The sequence below is a fragment of the Janthinobacterium aestuarii genome (assembly GCF_051380835.1).
Taxonomy (GTDB): domain Bacteria; phylum Pseudomonadota; class Gammaproteobacteria; order Burkholderiales; family Burkholderiaceae_D; genus Janthinobacterium; species Janthinobacterium aestuarii.
This window is the reverse complement of sequence record NZ_JBNYXU010000002.1, coordinates 157,895-181,955: the sequence shown is the minus strand read 5'-3', so window position 1 is coordinate 181,955 and position 24,061 is coordinate 157,895. Positions and strand designations below refer to the sequence as shown.

The 24,061-nt window shown below is 66.7% G+C and carries 19 protein-coding genes; 14 read left to right on the top strand and 5 right to left on the bottom strand.

Going from position 1 to position 24,061, the window contains the following annotated elements:
* Window positions 1-182: 182 nt before the first annotated feature.
* The 3 genes from ACQ4WO_RS07020 to ACQ4WO_RS07010 are packed head-to-tail and all read left to right on the top strand — an operon-like array spanning window position 183 to window position 4,971.
* A complete protein-coding gene (locus ACQ4WO_RS07020; RefSeq protein ID WP_436480787.1) occupies window positions 183-1,775 on the top strand; it encodes an acyl-CoA ligase (AMP-forming), exosortase A system-associated in 1,593 nt (530 codons plus the stop codon).
* Entirely contained in the window at window positions 1,772-3,031 is a 1,260-nt protein-coding gene (locus ACQ4WO_RS07015) for a pyridoxal-dependent decarboxylase, exosortase A system-associated (protein WP_436480786.1), read from the top strand. Before ACQ4WO_RS07020 ends, ACQ4WO_RS07015 begins: the two co-directional genes overlap by 4 nt.
* Complete coding sequence (locus tag ACQ4WO_RS07010; RefSeq protein ID WP_436480785.1) at window positions 3,028-4,971, top strand: asparagine synthetase B family protein; 1,944 nt, start codon at window positions 3,028-3,030, stop codon at window positions 4,969-4,971. The genes ACQ4WO_RS07015 and ACQ4WO_RS07010 overlap by 4 nt, the downstream gene beginning before the upstream one ends.
* Here ACQ4WO_RS07010 and ACQ4WO_RS07005 read toward each other — a convergent pair.
* On the bottom strand, window positions 4,880-5,815 hold the full coding sequence (locus ACQ4WO_RS07005; RefSeq protein WP_436480784.1) for a polysaccharide deacetylase family protein: 936 nt from the start codon (window positions 5,813-5,815) through the stop codon (window positions 4,880-4,882). The genes ACQ4WO_RS07010 and ACQ4WO_RS07005 overlap by 92 nt on opposite strands.
* Complete coding sequence (locus tag ACQ4WO_RS07000) at window positions 5,812-7,104, bottom strand: putative O-glycosylation ligase, exosortase A system-associated (protein WP_436480783.1); 1,293 nt, start codon at window positions 7,102-7,104, stop codon at window positions 5,812-5,814. Before ACQ4WO_RS07000 ends, ACQ4WO_RS07005 begins: the two co-directional genes overlap by 4 nt.
* Before the next feature lie 138 nt (window positions 7,105-7,242).
* Between ACQ4WO_RS07000 and ACQ4WO_RS06995 the strand changes: the two genes are divergently transcribed.
* From ACQ4WO_RS06995 to ACQ4WO_RS06965, 7 genes are all read left to right on the top strand, one after another.
* Window positions 7,243-9,327, top strand: a complete 2,085-nt coding sequence (locus ACQ4WO_RS06995) for a glycosyltransferase (protein ID WP_436480782.1) — start codon at window positions 7,243-7,245, stop codon at window positions 9,325-9,327.
* Between the two features lie 15 nt (window positions 9,328-9,342).
* Window positions 9,343-10,824, top strand: coding sequence for a lipopolysaccharide biosynthesis protein (locus tag ACQ4WO_RS06990; protein WP_436480781.1), 1,482 nt, complete (start codon window positions 9,343-9,345; stop codon window positions 10,822-10,824).
* Between the two features lie 2 nt (window positions 10,825-10,826).
* The gene (locus ACQ4WO_RS06985; RefSeq protein WP_436480780.1) at window positions 10,827-11,900 is read left to right on the top strand and encodes a glycosyltransferase family 4 protein; all 1,074 of its coding nucleotides are present in this window, start codon (window positions 10,827-10,829) and stop codon (window positions 11,898-11,900) included.
* Entirely contained in the window at window positions 11,890-13,467 is a 1,578-nt protein-coding gene (locus ACQ4WO_RS06980; RefSeq protein ID WP_436480779.1) for an MBOAT family O-acyltransferase, read from the top strand. Before ACQ4WO_RS06985 ends, ACQ4WO_RS06980 begins: the two co-directional genes overlap by 11 nt.
* Before the next feature lie 2 nt (window positions 13,468-13,469).
* Window positions 13,470-14,660 (top strand): hypothetical protein, encoded by a 1,191-nt coding sequence (locus ACQ4WO_RS06975; protein ID WP_436480778.1) that lies wholly within the window; start codon window positions 13,470-13,472, stop codon window positions 14,658-14,660.
* 43 nt (window positions 14,661-14,703) lie between these two features.
* Window positions 14,704-15,897 carry a hypothetical protein gene (locus ACQ4WO_RS06970; RefSeq protein ID WP_436480777.1) on the top strand — a complete coding sequence of 398 codons (1,194 nt, stop codon included), beginning with the start codon at window positions 14,704-14,706 and terminating at the stop codon, window positions 15,895-15,897.
* A gap of 87 nt (window positions 15,898-15,984) precedes the next feature.
* Window positions 15,985-16,989 carry a 2-hydroxyacid dehydrogenase gene (locus ACQ4WO_RS06965; protein WP_436480776.1) on the top strand — a complete coding sequence of 335 codons (1,005 nt, stop codon included), beginning with the start codon at window positions 15,985-15,987 and terminating at the stop codon, window positions 16,987-16,989.
* Here the strand turns inward: ACQ4WO_RS06965 and ACQ4WO_RS06960 are convergent.
* Window positions 16,978-17,340, bottom strand: a complete 363-nt coding sequence (locus ACQ4WO_RS06960) for a TfoX/Sxy family protein (RefSeq protein ID WP_436480775.1) — start codon at window positions 17,338-17,340, stop codon at window positions 16,978-16,980. The genes ACQ4WO_RS06965 and ACQ4WO_RS06960 overlap by 12 nt on opposite strands.
* 97 nt (window positions 17,341-17,437) lie before the next feature.
* Here ACQ4WO_RS06960 and ACQ4WO_RS06955 point away from each other — a divergent pair, with 97 nt between their 5' ends.
* The 4 genes from ACQ4WO_RS06955 (at window position 17,438) to ACQ4WO_RS06940 (ending at window position 20,364) form a co-directional block, all read left to right on the top strand.
* Window positions 17,438-17,671 carry a hypothetical protein gene (locus tag ACQ4WO_RS06955; protein ID WP_436480774.1) on the top strand — a complete coding sequence of 78 codons (234 nt, stop codon included), beginning with the start codon at window positions 17,438-17,440 and terminating at the stop codon, window positions 17,669-17,671.
* The gene (locus ACQ4WO_RS06950; RefSeq protein WP_436480773.1) at window positions 17,668-18,135 is read left to right on the top strand and encodes a MepB family protein; all 468 of its coding nucleotides are present in this window, start codon (window positions 17,668-17,670) and stop codon (window positions 18,133-18,135) included. The genes ACQ4WO_RS06955 and ACQ4WO_RS06950 overlap by 4 nt, the downstream gene beginning before the upstream one ends.
* Window positions 18,136-18,300: 165 nt before the next feature.
* Complete coding sequence (locus ACQ4WO_RS06945; RefSeq protein WP_436480772.1) at window positions 18,301-18,885, top strand: LysE family translocator; 585 nt, start codon at window positions 18,301-18,303, stop codon at window positions 18,883-18,885.
* A 9-nt stretch (window positions 18,886-18,894) separates the two neighbouring features.
* Window positions 18,895-20,364 carry an aminotransferase-like domain-containing protein gene (locus ACQ4WO_RS06940; protein WP_436480771.1) on the top strand — a complete coding sequence of 490 codons (1,470 nt, stop codon included), beginning with the start codon at window positions 18,895-18,897 and terminating at the stop codon, window positions 20,362-20,364.
* Between the two features lie 47 nt (window positions 20,365-20,411).
* Here the strand turns inward: ACQ4WO_RS06940 and ACQ4WO_RS06935 are convergent, their stop codons facing one another.
* Window positions 20,412-22,847: a glycosyltransferase gene (locus ACQ4WO_RS06935; RefSeq protein ID WP_436480770.1), complete on the bottom strand. Its 2,436-nt coding sequence runs from the start codon at window positions 22,845-22,847 to the stop codon at window positions 20,412-20,414.
* On the bottom strand, window positions 22,844-24,061 hold the full coding sequence (locus ACQ4WO_RS06930; protein ID WP_436480769.1) for a TIGR04063 family PEP-CTERM/XrtA system glycosyltransferase: 1,218 nt from the start codon (window positions 24,059-24,061) through the stop codon (window positions 22,844-22,846). Before ACQ4WO_RS06930 ends, ACQ4WO_RS06935 begins: the two co-directional genes overlap by 4 nt.

Genomic DNA, 24,061 nt, shown 5'->3' with positions numbered 1-24,061 from the left:
GCCAACGCTGTCCATTAGAGCGCAGCGGCCTGTGGCCGATGTTGCGCGGCCTCAAGCATTGCGCCAGATAGGCCAGCGTCCGTCGGGAGAGGTGCTTGCTTGATAAAAATCAACACTGCCGCGCCCGTTTGTCCCAATCATAGGGGAATGCATGGCAATCATGGCAACCCTGGGGCGACACGATGGCGACACTGATACACGATCTGATCTTCGAAACGGCGCAGCGCGCCCCCCACGCGCCGGCCCTGTCGTGGCAGGGCGAGGAGCTGAGCTATGGCGCGCTGGCGCAGTCCGTGCGCGAGGCGGCCGCGACCCTGCTGACCCTGGGCTTGCAAGGTGGCGCGCGCGTGGCCGTGTACCTGGAGAAACGCCCGGAAAACGTCAGCGCCATGTTTGGCGCGGCGGCTGCCGGCGGCGTATTCGTGCCCGTCAATCCGCTGCTCAAGCCGGACCAGGTGGCGTATATCCTGGCCGACTGCAACGTGGCCATCCTCGTCACCTCGCGCGAACGCCTGGCGCAGCTGGGCCCGGCGCTGGCCGCCTGCCCGGACTTGCGGACGGTGCTGCTGACGGGCGAAGGGGAGGCGGAGTCCAGCCTGGGCAAGCTGCGCCTGCTGCCGTGGAGCACTGCGCCCGCCGCTGGCGTGCCGCAGCCGCACGCGGCGATCGACATGGACATGGTCGCCATTTTATATACCTCGGGCAGCACGGGGCGACCGAAAGGCGTGGTGCTGTCGCACCGCAACATGCTGGCGGGCGCGCTCAGCGTGTCGGGTTATCTGCGCAACACGCCGCAGGACCGCATCCTGTGCGTCCTGCCGCTCAGTTTTGATTACGGCCTGAGCCAGCTGACGACGGCGTTTGCCAGCGGCGCCTGCGCCGTGCTGATGAATTATCTGCTGCTGCGCGATATCGTCGAAACCGTCGAGCAGGAAGCCATTACGGGCCTGGCCGCCGTGCCGCCGCTGTGGGTGCAGCTGTCGCAGCTGAGCTGGCCCTTGTCCACGCCCTTGCGCTACATCACCAATTCGGGCGGCGTGATGCAGCGTTCCACGCTTGACAAGCTGCGCCAGTCGTTGCCGCGCACGCAGGTCTACCTGATGTATGGCTTGACGGAAGCGTTCCGCTCGACCTATCTGGCGCCGGAACAGCTGGAGCGGCGCCCCGATTCCATCGGGCAAGCGATTCCCAACGCGGAAGTGCTGGTGCTGCGTCCCGACGGCAGCGCGTGCGACGCCGATGAGCCGGGCGAGCTCGTGCATCGCGGCGCGCTGGTGGCGCTCGGCTACTGGAACGATGCGGTGCGCACGGCCGAACGCTTCAAACCGTTGCCGCCGCAGGCAAGCGGCCTGGTGCTGCCGGAACTGGCCGTCTGGTCGGGCGACACGGTGCGCCGCGATGCGGATGGCTATCTGTATTTCGTCGGGCGCAGCGACGACATGATCAAGACGTCGGGCTACCGGGTCAGCCCGGCCGAGATCGAGGAGATCGTGTATGCGAGCGGGCTGGTGGGCGATGCCGCCGCGCTGGGTCTGCCCCATGCCGTGCTGGGCCAGGCCATCGCCTTGCTCGTCACGCCCGCGCCCGGTGTGGAATTGCAGCGCGACAGCGTGCTGGCCGCCTGCCGCGCCCGCCTGCCCAGTTATATGGTGCCGCTGTGGGTGGAAATCCGCGACGGCGTGCTGCCGCGTAATCCGAACGGCAAGATCGACCGCCCCTTGTTGGCCCGGGAACTGGCGCGCGCGTATGCGGTCCAAACAGGAGACGCGGCATGAAGGACTTGATCCGCTCGAACAGTACGGAATTGCCCTTGCATTCGGCCCTGGGCCGGCAGTTTGCCATGGACGGCGACATGCTGCAGGTCGGCGGTATTTCTTTGCGCCGGCTGGCCCAGAGGGTGGGCGGCACGCCGTTCTATGCCTATGACCGCGCGTACATCACGCGCCGGGTGGCGGAATTGCGCGCCGCCTTGCCCGCTGGCGTGCATGTCCATTACGCGATGAAGGCCAACCCCATGCCGGCTGTGGTGCAATGGCTGGCGGGCCTGGTCGATGGTATCGACGTGGCGTCGGGCGGCGAACTGGCCACGGCGCTCGATACGCCGATGGCGCCGGAGCGCATCAGTTTTGCGGGGCCGGGCAAGAGCGATGGCGAACTGGCGCGGGCCGTGGCCACTGGCGTGCTGATCAACGTGGAGTCGGGCGCCCAGCTGGAAAGGGTGGCGCTGGCCAGCGAACGTCTGGGTATGACGGCCAGGGTGGCCGTACGCGTGAATCCTGATTTCGCCTTGCGCCGCACGGGCATGCGCATGGGCGGCGGCGCGCAGCCGTTTGGCGTCGATGCGGCCCTCGTGCCGGCGCTGCTGGGCCGCATTGGCCAGCTGGGGCTGGATTTTCACGGTTTTCACCTGTATGCGGGCTCGCAAAGCCTGTCAGCGGTGGCCCTGGCCGAAGCGCAGGCCCTGAGCGTGCAACTGGCCCTGCAACTGGCCGACAGCGCGCCGTCGCCCTTGCGCACCCTGAATATCGGCGGCGGCTTCGGCGTGCCGTATTTTCCCGGCGACCAGGCGCTGGACCTGGCGCCCGTGGCCGACGGCTTGCAGCGGCAACTCGCTATCCTGGATCAGGCGGCGCCCGGCGCGCGCCTGAACCTGGAGCTGGGCCGCTATCTGGTGGCCGAGTCGGGCGTGTATGTGTGCAAGGTAATCGAGCGCAAGGTGTCGCATGGACAAGTATTTCTCGTCACGGATGGCGGCTTGCACCATCATCTGGCGGCCTCGGGCAATTTCGGCCAGCTGATCCGCAAGAATTACCCGGTCGCCATCGGCAACCGGCTGCACGGCGGGCCGCGTGAAGTAGCGTCCGTCGTGGGGCCGTTGTGCACGCCGCTGGACTTGCTGGCCGACCAGATGGAGATGGCGCGCGCTGAAGAGGGCGATCTGGTGGTCGTGTTCCAGTCGGGCGCGTATGGCTTGACGGCCAGTCCGACGGCCTTTCTTGGCCATCCGCTGCCGGCCGAGGTGCTCGTATGAGCGGCCTGTGCGGTTGGCTGGCGGCGCCTGGCGGCGTGGGTACCGCCGGCACGGCATCCGATGGCGCAGCGTCGAGCGCGCTGGCAAGCATGGCCGCGCCCCTGTCGCGTTTCGATAGCGCCCCCCTGATTGCCAGCGTGAGCGAAGTGGGCGGCGTGGCCGTGGCCGCCATCGACGGCAGCCGCCATCTGTATCAGCAGGATGGCTTGCAAGTGGCCATCTGGGGCCGGCCCATGCTTGACGGCTCGGCCGACGACGTGGCATGCCGCCTAGCGTCCCTGTGGCTGAGCCGGGGCGTGGCGGCCTGCGCCAGCCTGTCCGGGCCTTTCTCGCTGGCCATCCTCGACGCCTTTTCCGGCTCGGCCCTGCTGGCCGTGGACCGCGCCGGCATGCATCCGCTCAGCTATGTGAGCAATGCGCAAGGCCTGTTCTTTGCCTCCTCGCATGACGCCTTGCTGGCCTATCCGACCGTACGGGGCGCGCTCGATCCGCAGGCGCTGTATCACTACTTGTTCTTCCATATGGTGCCTGGCCCGGCCACGGCTTACCTGGGCCAGCAGCGCTTGCTGCCCGGCGAATACCTGCATGTGCGCGGCGGCAAGCAATGCAAGGGCCGCTACTGGCAACTGGCCTTCCAGGAGCCGGGCGCGGCGCGCACGCGGGCCAGCTTTGCCAGCAACAAGCAGGAATTCCTGCGCCTGCTGCGCCAGGCCGTGGAAAGCAGCCTGGGTGCGGATGGGGCGGACACGGGCGCGTTTCTCAGCGGCGGCACAGACAGTTCCACCGTGGCCGCCATCATGGGGCAAGTGACGGGCCGGCCCGCGCGCACGTATTCCATCGGTTTTGACGCGCCCGGCTATGACGAAATGGCCTATGCGCGCCTGGCCGCCAGCCACGCGGGCAGTATCCACCATGAGCGCTACGTGACGCCAGCCGACGTGCTGGCCGCCATTCCCGCCATGGCGGCCATCTTCGACCAGCCTTTCGGCAACGCCTCGGCCATTCCCGCCTTTTATTGCGCACAGATGGCGCGCGAGGATGGCGTAACCCGCTTGCTCGGTGGCGATGGCGGCGATGAACTGTTTGGCGGCAATGAACGCTATGCGCACCAGGCCTTGCTGTCGCAATACGAGCGCTTGCCCGCCATGCTGCGCCAGGCCATTATCGAACCGCTGCTGTTCCGCGAACGCACGGGCAAGTCGTGGCGGCTGGGCGACAAGGCGCGCCGTTATATCGAGCTGGCGAGCCTGCCGCTGCCGGCCCGGCTTGACAGCTACAACCTGCTGCTGCGCCATGGCCACCGCACGGTGCTGGAAGCGGGTTTCATCGACACCATCGACCCGGGCATGGCGCCCGGTTGCGTGAATGGCGCGTATTGGGAGCGCCAAGGCCAGGGCTTGAGCCAGATCAATGAACTGCTGGCGCTCGACATGCGTTTTACTTTGGCCGACAACGACCTGTTCAAGGTGCGCAAGGCCTGCGAGCTGGCCGGCGTGGAAGCGGCGTTTCCCTTCCTGCACGATGCGATGGTCGCATTTGCCGCCCGCCTGGCGCCACGCGACAAGCTCGACGGCATGCGGCTGCGGCCCTTCTTCAAGCGGGCGCTGGCGGAAATCTTGCCGCCGGCCATCGTGCGCAAGAAAAAGCACGGCTTCGGCTTGCCCTTTGGCCTGTGGCTGCACAGCCATCCGCCGCTGCGCGAGTTTGCGTTTGACAACCTGATGCAGCTGCGCGGGCGCGGCATCGTGCGGCCCGCCTTCATCGACGATCTGCAAGGGCGCTTGCTGGCGGAACATCCGGCCTATCACGGCACCATGGTCTGGCTGCTGCTGATGCTGGAACAGTGGCTCAGCCAGCATCCGGGCGCGCTGGGGGCGCTTGCCGGCGGTTTTGCCGCATGCGCCACAGAAACGCCAGGCGTCCTCGATCCCACGGCGTAAAGCGGGGCAGCTGCAACAGGTCGAGCCCCGCGCCGGGGCGCGCCACGCCCCAGTCCGTGGCCACGGCCGCCTTGAAACCGAGGCTTTTGACCATCGCCACGTGCGGCGCGCCATAGTCGCGCCCGGCCTTGCCGTTCGGATATGCAAACAGAGTGACGGGCGCCTGGATCAGACTTTCCAGCTGGCGCTTGCCGTCGGCGATGTTTTGCCGCGCGGCGTGGTCCGGCAAGGTGGACAAAATCGGGTGGCTGTCCGTGTGCGCACCCACCTCCATGCCGGCCGCATGCAACTGGCGCAGCTGCGCCGTGCTCAGCATGGCGGGCGGACCTGACAGGACGCCCGCCTGGCGGCGTATCCGCATGGCCAGCTGCTGGCGCCTGGCGAACGGCAGGTATTTGAGCTGCCCCAGCAGGGTGGCGATGGCAGCTTGCCGCTGCGCCAGGCTGGCGACGGGGAACGTCCCCAGCTCGTGTTGGCGCAAGTCCAGCACGGGCCCGGCCGCCTGGCGCACGGCGTCGATCACCGTGTCGTTCCACATCTGCCCGCCGTCCAGGTAGCCCGTGGCGATGAAAAACGTGGCGTGCATGCCATGGCGCTGCAGCAGCGGCAAGGCGACTTGCGCATTGTCCGCATAGCCGTCGTCGAAGGTGATGCAGGCGGCGCGCTGCGGCAGGTTGCCGTTCTGCAAGCGCTGCACGGCATCGCACAGCGATAGCGGCGTATAGAAACATTTCAACAAGCGCAGCTGGCGTTCGAACAGCACGGCGTCCACTTCGCCGGGAAACAGCGGGTCGGGCCGCGCCAGCACGCGGTGGTAGATCAGGATGGACAAGGTGGCTGTCATGGCTGCTCCACGATGGCGGCCCGGGGCCTGGCCTGGCGGGAAGTAGAGGTGAGGGTGGGCACCTGCCGCTCGATGATGATGCGCGTGGCGATCAGGGCGGCCATCAGGTAATACGGCATGTCGAAATACAGCAGGCTGAGGAAGGCGCCACCCACGGCAAAGCCGATCAGGCTGGCCTGGCTCATGGTGGCCAGGCCGTGCGCCCAGCGCAGTTCGGGCTTGCCCCGCGTGCGGCGGATGATGGCGGCGGCCGTGCGCCAGGTGGCGATGCCCAGCGCCAGGTAAATCAGCAAGCCGACAAAGCCGTGTTCGCCCAGCGCCTGGAAATAGATGCTGTGCGCCGCATGCACGTCCATGGGGTTGGGCGCATAGCGGGCAAAGATGGCGGCGTCGGACACGTCGAAGCCGCCGCCGGGAAAACGGTCGCGCGCCAGGTTCCAGGCCATGCGCCAGGCATTCAGGCGGCCCATGGCGGAGACATCGTCCTGATACGTGTTGATGGTGTCCATGCGTTCGGCCCAGCGCTCGGGCATGAAGGCCAGCAGCAGCGGCGCGACGGCGCCGAGCAGCGCGCCCAGCACCATCTTGCGGTCGCTTTTCAGCCACATGAAGAGGCCCATGGCGGCAATGGCCAGCAGCCCGCCGCGCGAATACGAGCCCAGCGCCGCCAGGGCCGACAACAGCATCGCTGCGGACAAGCCATGGCGCACCCAGCGTTTGTCCGTGTTTTGCTGCAGATAATACATGAGGGGGATGGTGATGATCAGGGCCAGGGCCAACGCATTGTTATCCCCGATAAACGTTTCTTCCGGCCCCCAGACCCGGTCCGTGCCGCCGCTGCGGATGGTGAAGATGCCGCCTTTCACGCCGTAATAGCCGATCGATCCCACCAGCACCCAGACCAGGCGCACGATGTCGCGCCGCGTGCGTATCACCATCATGATGACAAAGCTCATCAGCATGATCTTCATCACCTTGTTCCACTGCACCCATGACGATTCCGGAATCAGGGCGAACGGGGCCGTGACATTCATCCACATGACGAACAACAGCAGCAGCACGCTGACGGGCGTGAGCGGCAGGTTTTTCGGCTCGCGCGTCATGACGAGGCTGATCAGGGTGGCGATGGCGATGATGAAGGCGAACGGCATGTGGGTGGCAAAGCCCCAGCCCTGCGTGTGCGGGTTCATCACGCTGACCCAAACCCACATCAGGCCGCCGGTGGCCGGTGTCTTCAGGATGAAGGGCAGGGAGCCCAGGATGATGATGGTAATCAGTATGTCGCGCATGAAGGGAGACGCTCCTGGTTGTGCCCGGGTTGGCAAGGTCTTGATGCCTGTCAACGGGCAGGCGGGCAGGCTCAGTACACTGGATCAACACTGCTTGAGTACATAGTTTTGTCATGGTAAGACCAAGGAGGCATGTCCTTGTTGACCGTTCTCATGGCGACCTACAATGGCGCCGGCACCTTGCCACAGGTATTGCGCGCCTACATGGGGTTGCGAGCCCCCGTGGGCGGCTGGCGCCTGATCATCGCCGACAATGGCAGCACGGATGACACGGCCCAGGTGATCGCCGCCTTTCGCGGCCGCTTGCCCTTGCGTTCCGTCTACGTGGCGCGGCGCGGCCGCAGTCCCGCCCTGAACGGGGCCGTCGAACATGCCTTGCGTTCAAGCGGCGATGGCGGCGAGCTGTTCGTGTTTGGCGACGACGATGCCATGCCCGCATCGGACTGGCTGTACCGCTTGCAGGACAGCGCGCGCGATCACCCCGGCTACGCCCTGTTCGGCGGCGCCATCGTGCCCGCCTGGCGTGAGCAACCGCAAGACTGGCTGCTGCGCCTGACTCCCGTTGGCTTGACGTGGGGCATCACCAGCCCCGACTTGCGCGACGCGCCCATCTATCCGGGCCTGGTCTGGGGCGCCAACATGGCGATACGCCGCCGCATCTTCGAGGCGGGCGCCCGCTATGACGAAAGCATCGGCCCGCAGGGGGCCAACTACGCCATGGGCAGCGAAACCCGGCTCAACCTGGAGATGCATGCGGCCGGCAATCCTTCCTGGTTCTGTCCGCAAGCGAGAGTGGCGCACATCATCCGCGCCCCGCAAGTGCAGCGCGCCTGGATACTGCGCCGCGCCATGCTGTTTGGCCGGGGCCAATGCCGTCTGGCGACATTTGCACCAAGCGTGGAGTTGCTCGGCGTACCGCGCTGGATGCTGGCCAGATACGTGCGCGACTCCCTCGGCGCCGTGCGGGCCTGGCTGCGGCGCGACCACGCCGACCTGTTCCTGCACCAGTGGGAACGAGCCTGGCTGCGCGGTTTCTTCCATGAAGCGTGGCGCGGACGGCGCAAACGCTTGCCGCGCATCGTCATCAGCAGTTATTCGGGTGAACTGGGCGGCATGGAGCTGCGCATGGCGCAAGAGGCGAAAGTGCTGGGCGCGAGCGGCTATGACAGCGTGCTTGCCCTGCGGCGCTTTCCCGGTTTTACTGCCTGGGTGCAAGGTTTGCGCGCGCAGCATCTGCAAGTGCGCGTGTACGAGCCGCCCTTGTTTCTCGAACACTGGGCCTGGCGGCGCTGGAACTGGCTGCGCGCCAGGGTCACGGGCGCGTGGCGGCTGCGGCGGCTGCGGCCCGACCTCGTCCATGTGGCGTTTTGCTGGACCAGCTATGGCGCTTCCATCCTGTGGCTGGCGCGGCAATGCCGGTTGCCGGCCGTGATCAGCGTGCACAACGCGTTTCCTCTGGAAGCGTTCAGCGACTGGCAGCGGCCCCGGCTGCAGGAAGCGTTTCGCACCGTCAAAGGCGTGTATGCCGTGTCGCCGTCGGCCATGCGGCATTTCCTCGCGCTGTATCGCGGCATGCTGAACCCGGAAACGCGGCTGGCCGTCATTCCCAATGGTGTCGACACGGATACTTTTATCGTCTCTCCAGAACGGCGGATACTGGCGCGCAAGCAACTCGGGCTGCCGCCGGACGCGCTCGTGCTCGGCTGCGTGGCCCGGCTCTCCGCGCAAAAGCGCCCGCAGGCGCTGCTGGCCCTGTTCGCCAGGCTGGCCGCGCAATTTCCCAATCTATATTTAGTGCTGGTGGGCACGGGGCCGCTGGAAGCCATGCTGCGGCTGCAGGCGCAGCAATCGGGCTTGCAGGATCGGGTCGTGTTTGCCGGCTTCCAGCCGCGCGTCGAGCAGCTGATGCCGGCCTTCGACCTGCATGTGCTGCTGAGTAAAAACGAAGGCTTCGGCATCGCCACCATCGAGGCCATGGCCTGCGGCGTGCCCGCCGTGGGGACGGACGTGCCTGGCACCCACGATATCCTGCACGATAGCGCAGGCGGGCTGCTGCTGCCGCTCGACGACGAGAACGCCGCCTGCGCGGCCGTGGCGCAGCTATTGCTGGATGCGCCCCGGCGCGCCCGCATGGGACGGCTGGCGCGCGAGGAAACCGTGCAGCGTTATTCGATGCCGCGCCTGGAACGCCAGCTGCGCGCGTTTTACGCCGGCCTCGTGTAGGCGCGGGCGGCCCGCATGAGCGCCACCCGCCATTCGTTTTTCTTTTCGTTCGCCGAGAAATACACGGTACTGCTGCTGGGCATCGTCGCCACCATGGTGCTGTCGCGTTTGCTGACGCCGGCCGAAGTGGGCGTGTATTCGCTGGGCGCCGTGCTGGTGGCGCTGGCGCAAGTGGTGCGCGACTTTGGCGTGGGGCAATACCTGATCCAGGAAAAACAGCTCGATACGGTGAAATTGCGCGCCGCGCTGGCCACCAGCCTGCTTGTCGCCTGGCTGCTGGCGGGCCTGGTGCTGCTGGCCAGCGCGCCGCTCGCGCATTTCTATGGCGAACCCCGGGTGACCCTCGTGCTGCGCTTGCTGGCAATCAATTTCCTGCTGATACCTTTCAGCGCATTAACGTTACCGATGCTGCGCCGGCAACTGCGCTTTCGCGCCATCTATGCCATCAACGCGGCCAATAGCGTCGTCAACCTGCTGGTGGCCGTGCTGCTGGCGCTGCAGGGCTACAGCTACATGAGCATGGTGTGGGCGGCGCTGGCCGGTTCCTGCGCCTCGCTGCTGGTGAGCCTGCTGGTGCGGCCTGCAGAGCTGCCGTGGCTGCCGGGACGGCGCGGCATGGGCGATATCGCCCGCTTTGGCGCGTATGCGACGGGGGGCGGCCTCGTTGACGAGGCGGGCGTGGCGGCGCCGGACCTCATCATCGGCAAGCTGATCGGCATTGAAAGCCTGGCCCTGTTCGGCAAGGCGCAAAGCGTGCTGAATATCTTTAACCAGGCCATCACCAGCGCGATTTCTCCCGTCGTGTTTCCCCTGTTCGCGGCTCGCGCGCGCGAAAGTGGAGGACAAGCGGGGCAGGGCGGGGCGGAACTCGTGTATTTGCGCACGATCAGCTACATGACGGCGCTGGCTTGGCCGTTTTTTCTCTTTCTCTCCTGCATGGCTTTGCCCTTGGTCAAGGTGTTGTATGGCACGCAATGGCTAGGCTGTGTGTCCTTGATACGCATCATGTGCCTGTCCTCGGCCGTCTATAGCATGTTCAGCATGGCTCGCTACCTGTTCGTGGCGACGGGCCAGCTGCATGCGCAGGTGCGGCTCGATGCCTGCGCTGGCGTCATCAAAGTGGCGCTGCTGCTGGCCGCGGCGCCGTTCGGCCTCGTGGCCGTGGCCTGGGCCGTGGTGCTCAGCAACGTACTGCGCAGCTGGCTGAACTACCGCTGCCTGCGGCGCTTGAGCGCGCTGGACTGGTGCATCCTGGCGCGGGCACTGCGCAAGAGTTTGCTGCTCTGCGGTGTCAGCGCCGTCGCGCCCGTCGCTTCGCTGCTGTGGCTGCCAACGGACACCCCGGCGCTGCTGACGCTGATGGGCACGGCGCTGGCCACCTTGCTGTGCTGGCTGGCCGGTCTGTTCCTGTTGAAGCATGAGCTCGCTGGAGAATTTCTGTTGTTGCAACGCAAGCTGGCTGGCCGGTGGCTGGCAGTCAAATGCACGAAAGGATGACCATGCGTGTCGGTATCTTGTCCTACCCGATGCTGTTCCAGCGCGACGGCGGCTTGCAGATCCAGGTACGCGAAACCATTGCCGCGCTGAACCGGCTGCCCCAGCAGCCGGCGCGTCCGCTGGAGGTGGAACTGGTCGACGCCAACCATCAGCGGCTGGCCGATTTCGACGTGCTGCACGTGTTTTCGGCGAGCAATGGCACTTACCGCATCATGGAAATGGCCAGCGAGCAAGGCGTGCCCGTCGTGCTCTCGCCGCTGCTGTCGCCGGGCTGGGGCCGCTCCAGCGCCTGGCGCGCGCGGCTGGCCGACCGGCTGGCGGGGCGCCTGACGGAATGGATGGTGCAAACGAGCTATGCGCAAACGCGGCGCGCCTTGCAGCTGGCCGACGTGGTGATCGCCCTGGGCGAGGCCGAGCGCGACGCCATCGTGCAAGGGTTCGGCATGCGGGCCGACGCCATCCGCGTCTTGCCAAATGGCATCAACCCGCATTTCTTTACGGCCAATGGCGACCTGTTCCTGCGCGAAACGGGCATCGCCGGGCTCTTCGTGCTGATGGTGGGCAGTATTTCGCCGTATAAAAACCAGCTGGGACTGGCCCAGGCGTTGACGGGCGCCGGCTTGCCCCTGGTGCTGATCGGCGCCGCGCCGCGCGAACAGCAGGCGTATCTGCAGCTGCTGCTGGACTTGCCGCACGTCAGCTGGCTGGGCGCGCTCGACCATGCCGACCCGTTGCTGGCCAGCGCCTACCATGCGGCGGCCGTGGCGGCCTTGCCCAGCCAGGGCGAGGTGTTTCCCTTGAGCGTGCTCGAAGCGCTGGCGGCCGGCACGCCCGTCGTCATGACGGCGCAAAGCGCGCTGGACTTGCCCGATTCCGCGTTTGCGCTGCGCAAGGTGCGCTGGGACGATGGCGCCGCGCAGCGCCAGGCCATCCTCGAACTGCTGGCGCTGCCGCCCGAGCGCTCGCGCGTGCAAGCCCTGGTGGAACGTTTTACGTGGGAACGGGTGGCGGCCCAGATTGCCGAGTGTTACTGCCAGACGCAGTCGCAGCCTGCCAGGAGGCAACATGCTGTTTAACTCCTTCGCCTTCCTGTTCGGCTATCTGCCCATCGTACTGGCAGGCTATTTTCTGCTGGACCGCCTGAACCCCGCAAGCGGGGGCCTGGCACTCGGCTGGCGCCCGTTGGCACCAGCCGCCTGGCTGGCGCTCGCGTCTTTGTTTTTCTATGCCTGGTGGGACGTGCGCTACCTGCCGCTGCTGCTGGCGTCGATCTGCGTCAATTATGGCGCCGGGCGGCTGATTGGCGCGCGCGCGGGAGCGGCCCGCAAGCGGGCGCTGGTCGTGGCGCTGGTGCTGAACTTGGGGCTGCTCGCCTACTACAAATATGCGAATTTCTTCATCGACAGCGTCAATGCCGTCGCCGTGACCGCTGGTGCTGGCGCTGCCAGCCTGCCATGGCACGGCCTCGACATCATCCTGCCGATCGGCATCTCGTTTTTTACCTTCACGCAGATCGCCTTCCTCGTCGATTGCTACCGGGGCGAGGTGCGTGAATACCGTTTCATCCATTACGTGCTGTTCGTCAGCTATTTCCCCCACCTGATCGCCGGCCCCGTGCTGCATCACCGCGACATGATGCCGCAGTTCGCCGACCCCGCCAATACCCACCCGCGCGCCGCCAATTTCGCCATCGGCCTGTCGATTTTCACGATAGGCCTGGCAAAAAAAGTGCTGATCGCCGACAACCTGTCGCCGCTGGCCATCCCCATCTTCGCGGCCGGCGCCGAGCCGACCCTGATCGAAGCGTGGATCGGCGTGCTGGCCTACACGTTCCAGCTGTACTTCGACTTTTCCGGCTATTCCGACATGGCCATCGGCCTGTCGCGCCTGTTCGGCGTGAAATTGCCGCTGAACTTCAACTCGCCCTACAAGGCGGCCAATATCGCCGACTTCTGGCGCCGCTGGCACATGACCTTGTCGCGTTTCCTGCGCGACTATTTATATATCCCGCTGGGTGGCAGCCGGCGCGGCGAGGCCATGCGCTACCGCAACCTGCTGCTGACCATGCTGCTGGGCGGCCTGTGGCATGGGGCCGGCTGGACGTTTGTCATCTGGGGCGGCTTGCACGGCCTGTACCTGGTGCTGCAGCAGGCGTGGCAGCGGGTGTTTGGCGCGGCGCCGGGGTACTGCTGGCTGCGCTGGTGGCCAACCGTGTTGACTTTTCTTGCCGTCATGCTGGCCTGGGTCTTCTTCCGCGCGCCCGACGTGGCCACGGCCTGGGATATCGCGGGCGCGCTGGTGGGCGCGAACGGCGTAAGCCTGCCGCGCGGCCTGGCCAGCCAGGCATCCAGCCTGGCGCAGTGGGGCATGCATCCCGCGTTCGACGGCATCCGCTGGATCGAACTGGCAGGGCCCGGCTTGCCCGTGCTGCTGGCGGCGATGCTGCTGGCGTTCAAGGCGCCCAATACGCAAGAAATATTCTTTCTTTACGAGCCTGCGATTGAACGAATCTTTCAGCCCGCAGGGCGCTGGGTTTTCAGCTGGCGACCCACCTCGCGCTGGAGCGTGGGCTTGGCCGCGCTGTTCGTTGCCTGCATCTTCGGCATGAACCGGGTCACCGAATTTCTTTACTTCCAGTTCTGACCATGGATACCGCCGGCCGCCGCTATCTTGTTTGCTTCCTCGCCTGTGTCTTCCTGGTGCTGGGCGGCATCTCGTTGCTGAACTACCAGGTCGATCCCTATTTGCTGCACCAGTGGGACAGTCCCCTGCTGCAGCGCCCGCGCCAGTTGAATGAAAAGCTGAGCGCCTGGGCCAAGACCTATGCCGTGGCGCGCTACCGGCCGGCCATCATCTACATCGGCAATTCGCGCACGGAACTGGGCTTGCCGACGGGCGTGCGCGCCTTGTTCGACGGCAAGAGCATCTTCAACAGCGCCGTGTCCGGCGCTTCGATCGGCGACGCCATCCGTCTGGCCGAGCATGCGGCCAGGGTCAGCCGCGTCGAGACCATGGTGTGGGGCGTCGACGCGCCCACGTTTTCCCTGGACATGGGCGCGGCGCGGGTGGAAGACAGCCTGACGGGCGCCCGGCACGGCTTTTTCGCCCAGCGCGCCCTCGTCAACCTGAAGCGCGGCCTGACCCTGGACATGACGGAGGACAGCGTGCGCATCCTCACCGGCAATGCGGGCGATGTCTGCCGCTCCAACCTGGCCCGGTATGGGCAGCGCGACGAGACCTGCACCATCAAGGGGATACGGCATTGGCTGGGAACGAAGGACGCCATTCCCGTGCGGCTGCAGGAATTTGGCGATGGCCTGGGGCCGACGCCGCCCTCGATACCCGCGTTCGATGCCAGCATAGGCAAGCTGTGCAGTAGCGGCGTGCGCCTGCGCATGTACATCAACCCCACGCACGCGCTGACCCTGTACGCGCTGCACTGGCGCGGCAAGTGGGAGGCCATGCAGGCCTGGCAGCGCGGCCTCGTGCAGATCACCGAGCGCCACCGCCAGCAGGGCTGCGACGTGCGCCTGTATGATTTTTCCGGCTTTAACAGCATCACGACGGAAGCGACCCCGCTCGTCAGCGGCAAGCCCGACATGCATTATTACTGGGAAGTGTCGCACTACCGGGACAATGTGGGCCGCTTGATCCTGGCGCGCCTGTTTGGCGGCGACACGCCGCCGCCAGCCGATTTCGGCGTGGAACTGACGCAGGCCAACGTCGACGCCCACCACGCGGCCACGCGCGCCGCGCGCGACCGCTATCGCCTGGAACATGCGCGCGAAGCGGCCTATACGGAACGCGTGCTGGACGGGCCGCTGATCCGGCGTTGATGCAAGACGCTGCAATGCCATTTCCCTACTTCCAATGCCGACCATGGATACCAACGCCCGCCGCTACCTCGCCATCTTCCTTGCCTGCGCGCTGGTCGCGCTGGCCCTCGTTTCCACCGTCAATTACCACGTCGATCCCTATTTGCTGCACCAGTGGGACAGCCCGCTGCTGCAGCGATTGCGGCCGACGACCGAAAAACTCAGCGTGTGGAGCAAGACGTATGCGGTGGCGCGCTACCGGCCCGCCATCGTCTACATCGGCAATTCGCGCACGGAAATGGGGTTACCAACGAGCAGCATGCGTACTTTGTTCCATGGCAAGAGCGTCTTCAACAGCGCTGTCTCGGGCGCCTCGATCGGCGAGGCCATTCGCCTGGCCGAGCACGCGGCCACGGTCAGCCATGTCGATACCATGGTGTGGGGCATCGACGCGCCCTCGTTCTCGCTGGAACTGGGCTCGGCCGGCGTGGAGCCGGGCTTGACGGACCCCGGCCCCGCGTTTTTCGCGCGGCGCGCCTTGCTCAACATCAAGCGCGGCCTGACTGTCGACATGACCCAGGACAGCTGGCGCATCCTCAGCGGCACCTATGACGGCGTCTGTCTGTCCAGCCTGGCCCTGTACGGCCAGCGCGACGAGTCCTGCCTCACCAGCCGCAACCGCGTCTGGGTCGGCACGGCGCGCGCCTTCAAGCCGCGCCTGCAGGAATTCGGCGACGGCCTGGGCCCGACCGCACCCGCGCTGCAAGCCTTCGATGCCAGCGTCGGCAAGCTGTGCCGTGGCGGCACGCGCCTGCGCCTGTACATCAATCCCACGCACGCGCTCACGCTCGACGCCCTGTACTGGCGCGGCAAGTGGGACGCCATGGAAACCTGGCAGCGCGACCTGGCGCAGATGGCCGGGCGCTACCGGCGCCTGGGTTGCGACGTGCGCCTGGTTGATTTTTCCGGCTTCAACAGCGTCACCAGCGAGCCTATCCCGCAGGTGACGGGCGCGGGCGCGATGCGCTATTACTGGGAAGCGTCGCACTACCGCGACAATGTGGGCCGCTTCATCCTGGCGCGCCTGTTCGGCGGCCCCGAGCAGCCGTCGGCGGACTTCGGCGTCGAGCTGACGGAAAGCGGCATCGCGGCCCACCAGGCGGCCATGCGCGTTGCGCGCGAGCGTTATCATGCGCAGCACGCCGAGGAAACGGCGTATCTGCGCCACGTGCTGACCTTGCCCCGCGAACCCCAATAGGCGGCCAAGAGAGCCAGGCGTACATCGTGGGGCAGGGCGCTTGCGCTATGATGGTGTTTTGCCATCCAGCAAGTTCCAGGACGCCCCATGAAAATCGCCTTCTTTGCCAGCCAGCCCTACGACCGCCGTTTCTTCGATGAAGCCTTGCCGTCCCAACCCGATTCCGCCGGCATCGAACTGGTCTACCACAGCGCCTTGCTGAGCCAGGAAACCGTGGTCCTGGCGCAAGGCGCGGACGCCGTCTGCGTCTTCGTCAACGACGTGCTCGACGCGCCCGTGCTCGAAGCCCTGCACGGCTACGGCGTGCGCGCCATCCTGCTGCGCTGCGCCGGCTACAACAACCTCGACTTGGAAGCGGCCAAACGCCTGGGCCTGTTCGTCGCCCGCGTGCCCGCCTACTCGCCGGAAGCCGTGGCCGAATACACGCTGGCCCTCGTGCAAACCCTGAACCGCCACACGCACCGCGCCTATGCCCGCGTGCGCGAAGGTAATTTCTCGCTCGATGGCTTGCTGGGCGCCACTTTGTTCGGCAAGACGGTGGGCATCGTCGGCACGGGCAAGATCGGCATGGCCACGGCGCGCATTTTCAAGGGGTTCGGCTGCACGGTGCTGGGCCATGACCCATATCCGGCGCCCGCGTTCGCGCAGCTGGGCACGATGGTAGAACTGCCGCGGCTGCTCGCCGAGTCCGACATTGTCTCGCTGCATTGCCCTTTGATGGACAGCACGCGCCACATGATCAGCGAAGAAACCTTGCCGCTAATGAAGAAGGGCGCCATGCTGGTGAATACCTCGCGCGGCGGCCTGATCGACACGGGCGCCGTCATCGAAGCGCTCAAATCGCGCCAGCTGGGCTCTTTGGCCATCGACGTGTATGAACAGGAAAGCAATCTGTTCTTCCAGGACCGCTCGTCCGACATCATCGACGACGACATCTTCCAGCGCTTGATGACGTTCCCGAACGTACTGGTGACGGGCCACCAGGGCTTTTTCACCAGCGAAGCGCTGCGCGAGATCGCCGCCATCACATATCACAACCTGGCGTGCTTCCGTGAAGGCAAGGTGTGCGAAAACAGCGTCTTAACTAGCTGAGACTTGCTTCCTGGGCTTGGGCTGCGGTTTGGGTTTCGGCATCGGCAAGGCATCGGCCGTGCGCCGCGCCAGCTGGCTCAGCCAGTCGCGCTCGTCCCACAGCCCGCCATCGATGAGGAAATACGGCTTGGCTTGCGGGTAGGGCGGCGCTTCCTGCAGCGTGCCTTGCGCGACTATCCAGGCGCGGCCCGCGTCCGTCGGCTTGATGAAGAGCTGGTCGTCGGCGACGATGGCGAACATCTTGCCGTCGCAATACAGGCCGTACTCGCCAAACATTTTTTTCGCGCTGATGCTGCCCGCGCCCGCCATCTGGTCGAGCAAAAAATCCACCGTGCCTTGCTGTGATGCCATGTCGTCCTCCGTGTGAAGGAACAGTGTAGCGCACTGGCCAGGATGGGCGGGTGCGGCTACACTATGGTCATTGATTTTTTCACACGATTTCACTCCCATGGCACCCCAGCATATCATTCACCGCGGCATCACCATCACCACCCTGACGGCCGGCCAGTCCATCGAAACCCACTGCGCGCCGGGCCACACGGCCATTCGCGAGCAGGCCGACGGCTGGTGGCTGTATTTTGTCGATGAAGACGGCAAAGTCGATGGCTACGACAGCCCGTTCGCCAGCCACGCCGAAGCGCTGTGGGCGGCCAAGGCCGCAGCCGAGTTCAGCGCGCAATGAAGGCCAGTCCCTGGGCCTTTCTGGGCTTGCCACGAGCGCCCGTGCCGGAAGCGGAAAGCGCGCAATACGGCGCCTGCCGCGCCGAACTGCACGGCAAGCGCCTGGTCTTGCGCGTGGCCAAAACCACGCCGACGAAAACCGGCCAGTTCGTCACCGTCTGGAAGCGTCCCCATCCAGACGCCGAGATCGCCCCGCTCGATGACGCGGACCCCGTCGACGTCGTCATCATCGCCGTGGCCGCCGCCGACGGCGCGCGGCACGGTTTCTTCATTTTTCCGCGCAAGGTGCTGCTGGAACGGGGCGTGATGTCGCGCGCGGGCAGAGGCGGCAAGCGCGCGCTGCGCGTGTATCCGCCGTGGTGTGCGCCCGAATCTGCGCAGGCACTGCGCACGCAGCGCTGGCAGGGGGCGTGCTTTGTGGCGGCGGGGGAGCAGCAAAGGCTGGGACAGCTGTTCGGGGAATGAAGCGTGCGTTTTTTCAGCGGACGACCCGCTGACTCTGCGGCCTGTATCGCCGCTGTAGCAATCGTTCGACTGATACAGCATGTGCTTGTATGCGGCGCCTTGTGCCTTGTCCCTGCCGTGCCGCGCTTCTAGACTGGGGCCTTCTCCACGCTGCGACTGCCTGCCATGACCGATCTCCTGCCCCTGATGAGCTATTGCTTTGTGATGTCCGCCACGCCCGGACCGAACAACGTCATGCTGGCCACCACCGGCGCCAATTTCGGCTATCGCGGTGCGTTGCCGGTGATCCTCGGCATCCAGGCCGGCATCTTCGTGCAGACCATGCTCATGTGCGTCGGCCTGGGCAGCGTCTTCGTCGCGTACCCGATGGCGCAGCAGGTGCTGCGGATCGCGGGCGCGCTGTACCTGATGTTCTTGGCCTGGAAGATTGCCGGCGCGTCAGTGGCGGGAACCGGCGCACCGCAGGCCGTGTCGTTTGCGCAGGCGGCGCTGTTTCAGGCGCTGAACCCCAAGAGCTGGCTCAAGGCGGTCACCATGGCGTCCGTCTTCATGCCTGCGCAGGGCAATATGCTCGCCAGCGCGCTGCTGGTGTCCATGACCGGCACCGTGGTGGGCATGCCGTGCAACGCCATGTGGGCGCTGTTCGGCGTTTCGATCCGCAGCGTGCTGAAGGCACCCCGCAACCAGCGCATATTCAATTTGACGATGGGGGCCATTCTGCTGGTCCTCGCCGTGACGTTTTTACGCTAGACTGCCACCATGTTCGCCATCGACCGCTCCTCGCCCATCGCCCTGTTCAAGCAGATCGAGGCCGCATTGCGCCAGCAGATCGCGCAACGCGTCCTGCCTGGCGGGACCAGGCTGCCGTCGATCCGCCAGCTCGCCACGCAGCTCGCGGTCAGCACCAACACCGTGGTAGTGGCGTATGACAGGCTGGTGGCCGCAGGCGTCATCGATACGCACGGCACGACGGGCTTCTTCGTCTGCGCCCCCACCGACGCCAGCCGCGCCGTCCCCGACGAGGTGGCGCTGGAAGCGGGCCAGGAGCAGGAGCCGGTGTGGCTGAGCCAGCAAGTGAACGACCAGCGGCCGGGCGTGCTGCTGGCCAGCAGCGGCGCCTTGCCGCCCACGTGGCTGCAGGATGCGCTGCCGGCGGCCGCCGTGCAACGTGGCCTGGCGCGCAGCACGGCCGGCATGGCCTCGCGCTGTCCGCCGCAAGGGCTGGCCGAACTGCGCGAGCAGATCGCGCTGCTGTTGCGCGGCATCGGCATCGCCGCGGACGCCAGCCACATCCTCACCACTTTCGGCGGCACCCATGCCATCGATCTGATCTGCCGCACGTTTCTGCAGCCCGGCGATACGGTGCTGGTGGAAGACCCGGGATACTTCCTGATGTTCGGCAGGCTGCGCCAGGACGGCGTGCGCCTGGTGCCCATCAAGCGCCGCCCCGATGGCCTCGACCTGGACGAACTGGAAGCGGCCTGCCGCATGCACCGTCCGCGCCTGCTGTTCATGCAGACGGCTTTGCACAATCCCACCGGCTGGAGCAGCAGCGCCGCCAACCTGCACAAGGTGCTGATCATGGCGCAGCAGTATGGCTTCCTGATCGCCGAAGACGACGTGCACGGCCATTTTCAACACGGCCACAGCACGCGGCTCGCATCGCTGTCCGGACTGGACGGCGTGATCTACTACTCGAGCTTGTGCAAGGCGCTGAGCCCGGCCCTGCGCATGGGCTACCTGGCCGCGGCGCCCACCCTGCTCAAGCTGCTGATGCGCACCAAGATCCACGCCATCATGACCTTGCCTGCGCTGAATGAATACGTGCTGCTGGAAGTGCTCAAGGCCGGCAACCTGCGCAAGCACCTGGAACGGCTGCAACGCAAGATCATGGTGGCGCGCAACGCCAGCACGCGGCAATTGCAGGCGGCCGGCGTGCTGTTCGAGCAGCCGGGCGATGCAGGAATTTTCCTGTGGGGCACGATGCCCGAAGGGCTGGACGTGGACTTGCTGGTGCAGGACGCTTACCGCAACAAGATACTGCTGATGCGCGGCTCAGCGTTCTCGGCCAACGACACGCCCGACCAGCACATACGCTTCAACGTCGCCTTCAGCCAGCATCCGCGCGTGAGCGCCTACCTTGAAGAACGCCTGCGCGCGGTGGCTGGCGCGCGCTCAAGCCTGGCCCGCGCCAGCGGCGCCGCCAAAAGCGGTTTTTCAACGCTTTAACCGTTGAATAGGGTGAACTGCCGGCCAGGCCATTGCAGGCAGCCTGCCTACGCCACCTTGCTCACCACATAGCGGTACTTCCCCGACGCTTCCGCCGCGATCTCCTCGACTTCCTCGACGGCGATATCGACCTGCGCGCCCAGCCTGGCCTGGAAGCCGGCCACGATGGTGGCGCGCGTGGCGTCGTCCAGGCGCGGCAGGCAGACGAGCAGCACGCGCGTGCGCAGCAGGCTTTCCTGGATGATTTTAAAACTGCGTACTTGCGGTAGTTCGCGCACGATGTAGACGAGGGCCAGGCCGTGCATGACGGTGCCGTCGGCCGCCGTGAGGAAATCCGTGCTCCGGCCTTCGATTTTTTGCAGCAGGGGCAGACTGCGGCCGCAGGCGCACGGTTCGGTGCCCAGCGCGCCCACGTCGCCCGTGGCGTAGCGGATGAACGGGTAGTCTTGCGTGGCCAAATGGGTGACGACGATTTCGCCCGTGGCCCCTGGCGGCAGCGGCTGGCCCTGGCCATCGACGATTTCCACGATGATGTCTTCGGCCGTGATGTGCATGCCGCCGTCCGGGCACTCGTGGGCGATGAAGCCCGCGTCGCGCCCGCCGTAGCCATTGGCCACGGGGCAGGCGAAGGCGGTGGCGATCTGTGAGCGTTGCTCGTCGTACAGGCGCTCGGCCGTGACGAACGCCACTTTCACGCCCAGGCCGTCGAGCGGCAGGGCGCGCGCGCTGGCATGGCTGGCGATGCGGCACAGGGCCGACGGGTAGCCGAACAGCATGCGCGGGCGCCAGCGGCGTAATTGCTGCACGTAGCCGTCCAGGCGCGCTGGCGACATGGCGAATGCGGGCAGCAGGGTGGTGCGCAGCAGCGCGTCGCGCAGGCGGCGCACGCGGTCTTGCGCGTGCAGCTCGATGGGCGAGCCCCACAGCACGGCTTCGCGGTCGCCGATGTCGACGCCCCACCAGCGCGTGGCGCGCCACTTGGCGGCGATATCGTGGCTGATCCTCCGGCGCCCGAGGAAAAACTGCAGCGGCTCGCCGCTGGAGCCGCCCGTGGCGAACGGGCGCAGGCCCACGGCGCGGGTGGATTTAAAGCTGTCTCGCGCGGCGGCGATGTCGCGCTTCCTCAGCAGCGGTAAGCGCGACAAGTCGGCCAGTTGCCTGACTTGCTCGGGGTCGAAACCGCAGCGGGTGAACAAGGCGCGGTAGTAGGGCACCTGATCGCCCGCATGGCGCAGGAGCGCGCGCAGGCGCGCCAGCTGCCACTCTTGCAGTTGCTCGGCGCTCCACCATTGCGAGCGTTCCATCCGGCGCAGCAGGCGCGCGCTGTGGTGGCCCTTGCACCATTCATGCAGGGGAAACAGCCAGTGGGCGACGAGGCGCGTGTAGGCGCCGGGGGGCGGCGCGGCGCGGATGCGGCGGTAATGGGCGGCCAGCCTGGGCGCGATGTCGGGCCAGCCGAAGGTGGCGGCGTGCGCCAGGCCCGCCTGCGCTTGCTGCCGCGTGCGCGCCGGGTCGCGCAGCAGCGCCAGGATGGCGTGCGCCATGGCGGCAGGGTCGCCGGGCGGCACGAGTAGCGCCGTCACGCCGTCCTGCAGCAGGGCGGGAATGCCGCCCACGTTGGTACTGACGACCGGCACGCCACAGGCCAGCGCTTCGAGCACGGAATTGGGCATGTTGTCGGCCAGGCTGGGATTGAGGACGATGTCGCTTGCCTGGTACAGGGCCGGCATGGCGGCATTGTCGACAGGGCCGGTAAAACGCACGGCGTCGGTCATGCCAAGCGACCTGGCCAGGCGCGCCAGCGACGCGCGCTGCGGCCCGCCGCCGGCCAGCACCAGGCGCGCCGCAGGAAACGCCTCGCGCACGATGGCGAAGGCGCGCACGGCGCTGGCGTTGTCGTACAGGCTTTCCAGGTGCCGCGCCACGAGGATGCACGGGGCGTCTGCGGCTGCTGTGCGTGGCGTGGCCGGCCTGAATCGCTGCAAGTCCACCATGTTCGGCACGATGTGGGCTGTATGGCCGTACTGCTCGAAGACGCCGGCCAGATAGGCCGATGGCACGACGATGGCGCTGGCGCGGCGCAGGCTGAATGCCACCAGGCGCGGCGAACGGGCCAGGAAGGCCGCCGCTTCGCCGCCCCGGTAATTGAGCAGGGCAGGCTTGCCTTTCAGGCTGGCGATCCATAGTGCCGGCGCGGCTTGCAAATGCCAGGACCAGCCGGAATTGGCCATGATGTGGAACAGGTCGACCGTATTGGCCGTACGCCACAAGCGCCACAGCAGCAGGGGCAGGCGCAGCGCGGCCCGCAGGTAGCGGATGCGCGCCAGCCAGGGCGGCAGATGCGGACCGTTGACGGCCAGCAACTGCACTTGCGCACCGTCCTCGCGCAGCTTGTGCGCCAGTTGCGCCGTTTGATTCGCCATGCCGCCGGCCGGCGGCGGCAGCGGGCCGACCAGCGCGATGCGCAGGCCCGTGAAGATCATGGCACGGCTCCCGCCGCTTCCGCCGACACCCGCGCATACACGGGCGCATAGCGGCCCACGCTGGCGCCCCAGCTGCGCTCCGTCTCGACAAAGGCGCGCGCCTGCTGCCGCAGCGCCGGCCAGCTGGCGGGCGCCAGCAGCAGGGCCAGTATGGCTTGCGCCAGCGCCCCGGCGTCGCCGGCGCGAAACAGCATGCCCGTCTTGCCATGGTCGACCAGTTCGCGGTGGCCGCCCACGTCGGACGCCACCACGAGGCGGCCCTGCGCCATCGCCTCTAACGGTTTCAAGGGCGTCACCAGCTCCGTCAGGCGCATCGGCAGGCGCGGATACACGCAGATGTCGACCAGCTGATAATAGGCGGCCACCTGCGCATGCGGCACTCTGCCCGCGAACACCACGGCGTGGGCTATGCCCAGCTGCGCCGCCAGCGCCCGCAGCGCCGCGTCCTGCGGTCCGCCGCCGGCCAGCAGCAGCCGCAATGCCGGCTGCGCCGCCAGCAGGCGCGGCATGGCGCGCAGCAGCAGGGCCAGTCCCTCGTAGGCGTAGAACGAGCCGATGAAGCCGATGACAGGATGACCATCCAAACCCAGCGTGCGGGCCAGTGCTGGATTATCAGAGACATTGAAATCGCCCGCATCGACGGCGTTCGGAATCACAGTGATTTTATGCGCGGGCACGCCGCGCGCGCACAGCTCGCGCCGCAAGCCGTCGCAGATGGTGGTGACGGCGTCGGCGCGTCGCAGCGCGTAGGTTTCCAGCGCGCGCGTGAGCTGGTAGCGCAGGCCGCCGGGCCGGCTGCTGCCATGGTCGGCGGCCGCGTCTTCCCAGAAGGCGCGTACTTCATACACGACGGGGATGCCCAGCGCGCGCCCCGCGTTGAGGGCGGCGATGGCGTTCAGCGCGGGCGAATGCGCATGCAGGATGTCCGGTTTGAGGCGTTGCGCCAGCCGGCGCAAGCGCATGGCCAGGCCGATGATGACGGCCACTTGCCGCAGCACGGGCAGGCGCGCCCACCAGCGCGCATCGGGCGCCGTGCGGTAGAAATGCCAGCCGTCGACCAGCTGCTGCGGGCCATCGGACGGTCCCTGCTTGGCACTGGTGAGCTGCGACGTATGCCAGCCCAGCGCGCGCTGCTGCCGCAGGATGGCCAGCGTGCGAAACGTGTAGCCGCTGTGCAGGGGCAGCGAGTGGTCGAGGATGTGCAGGATGCGCAT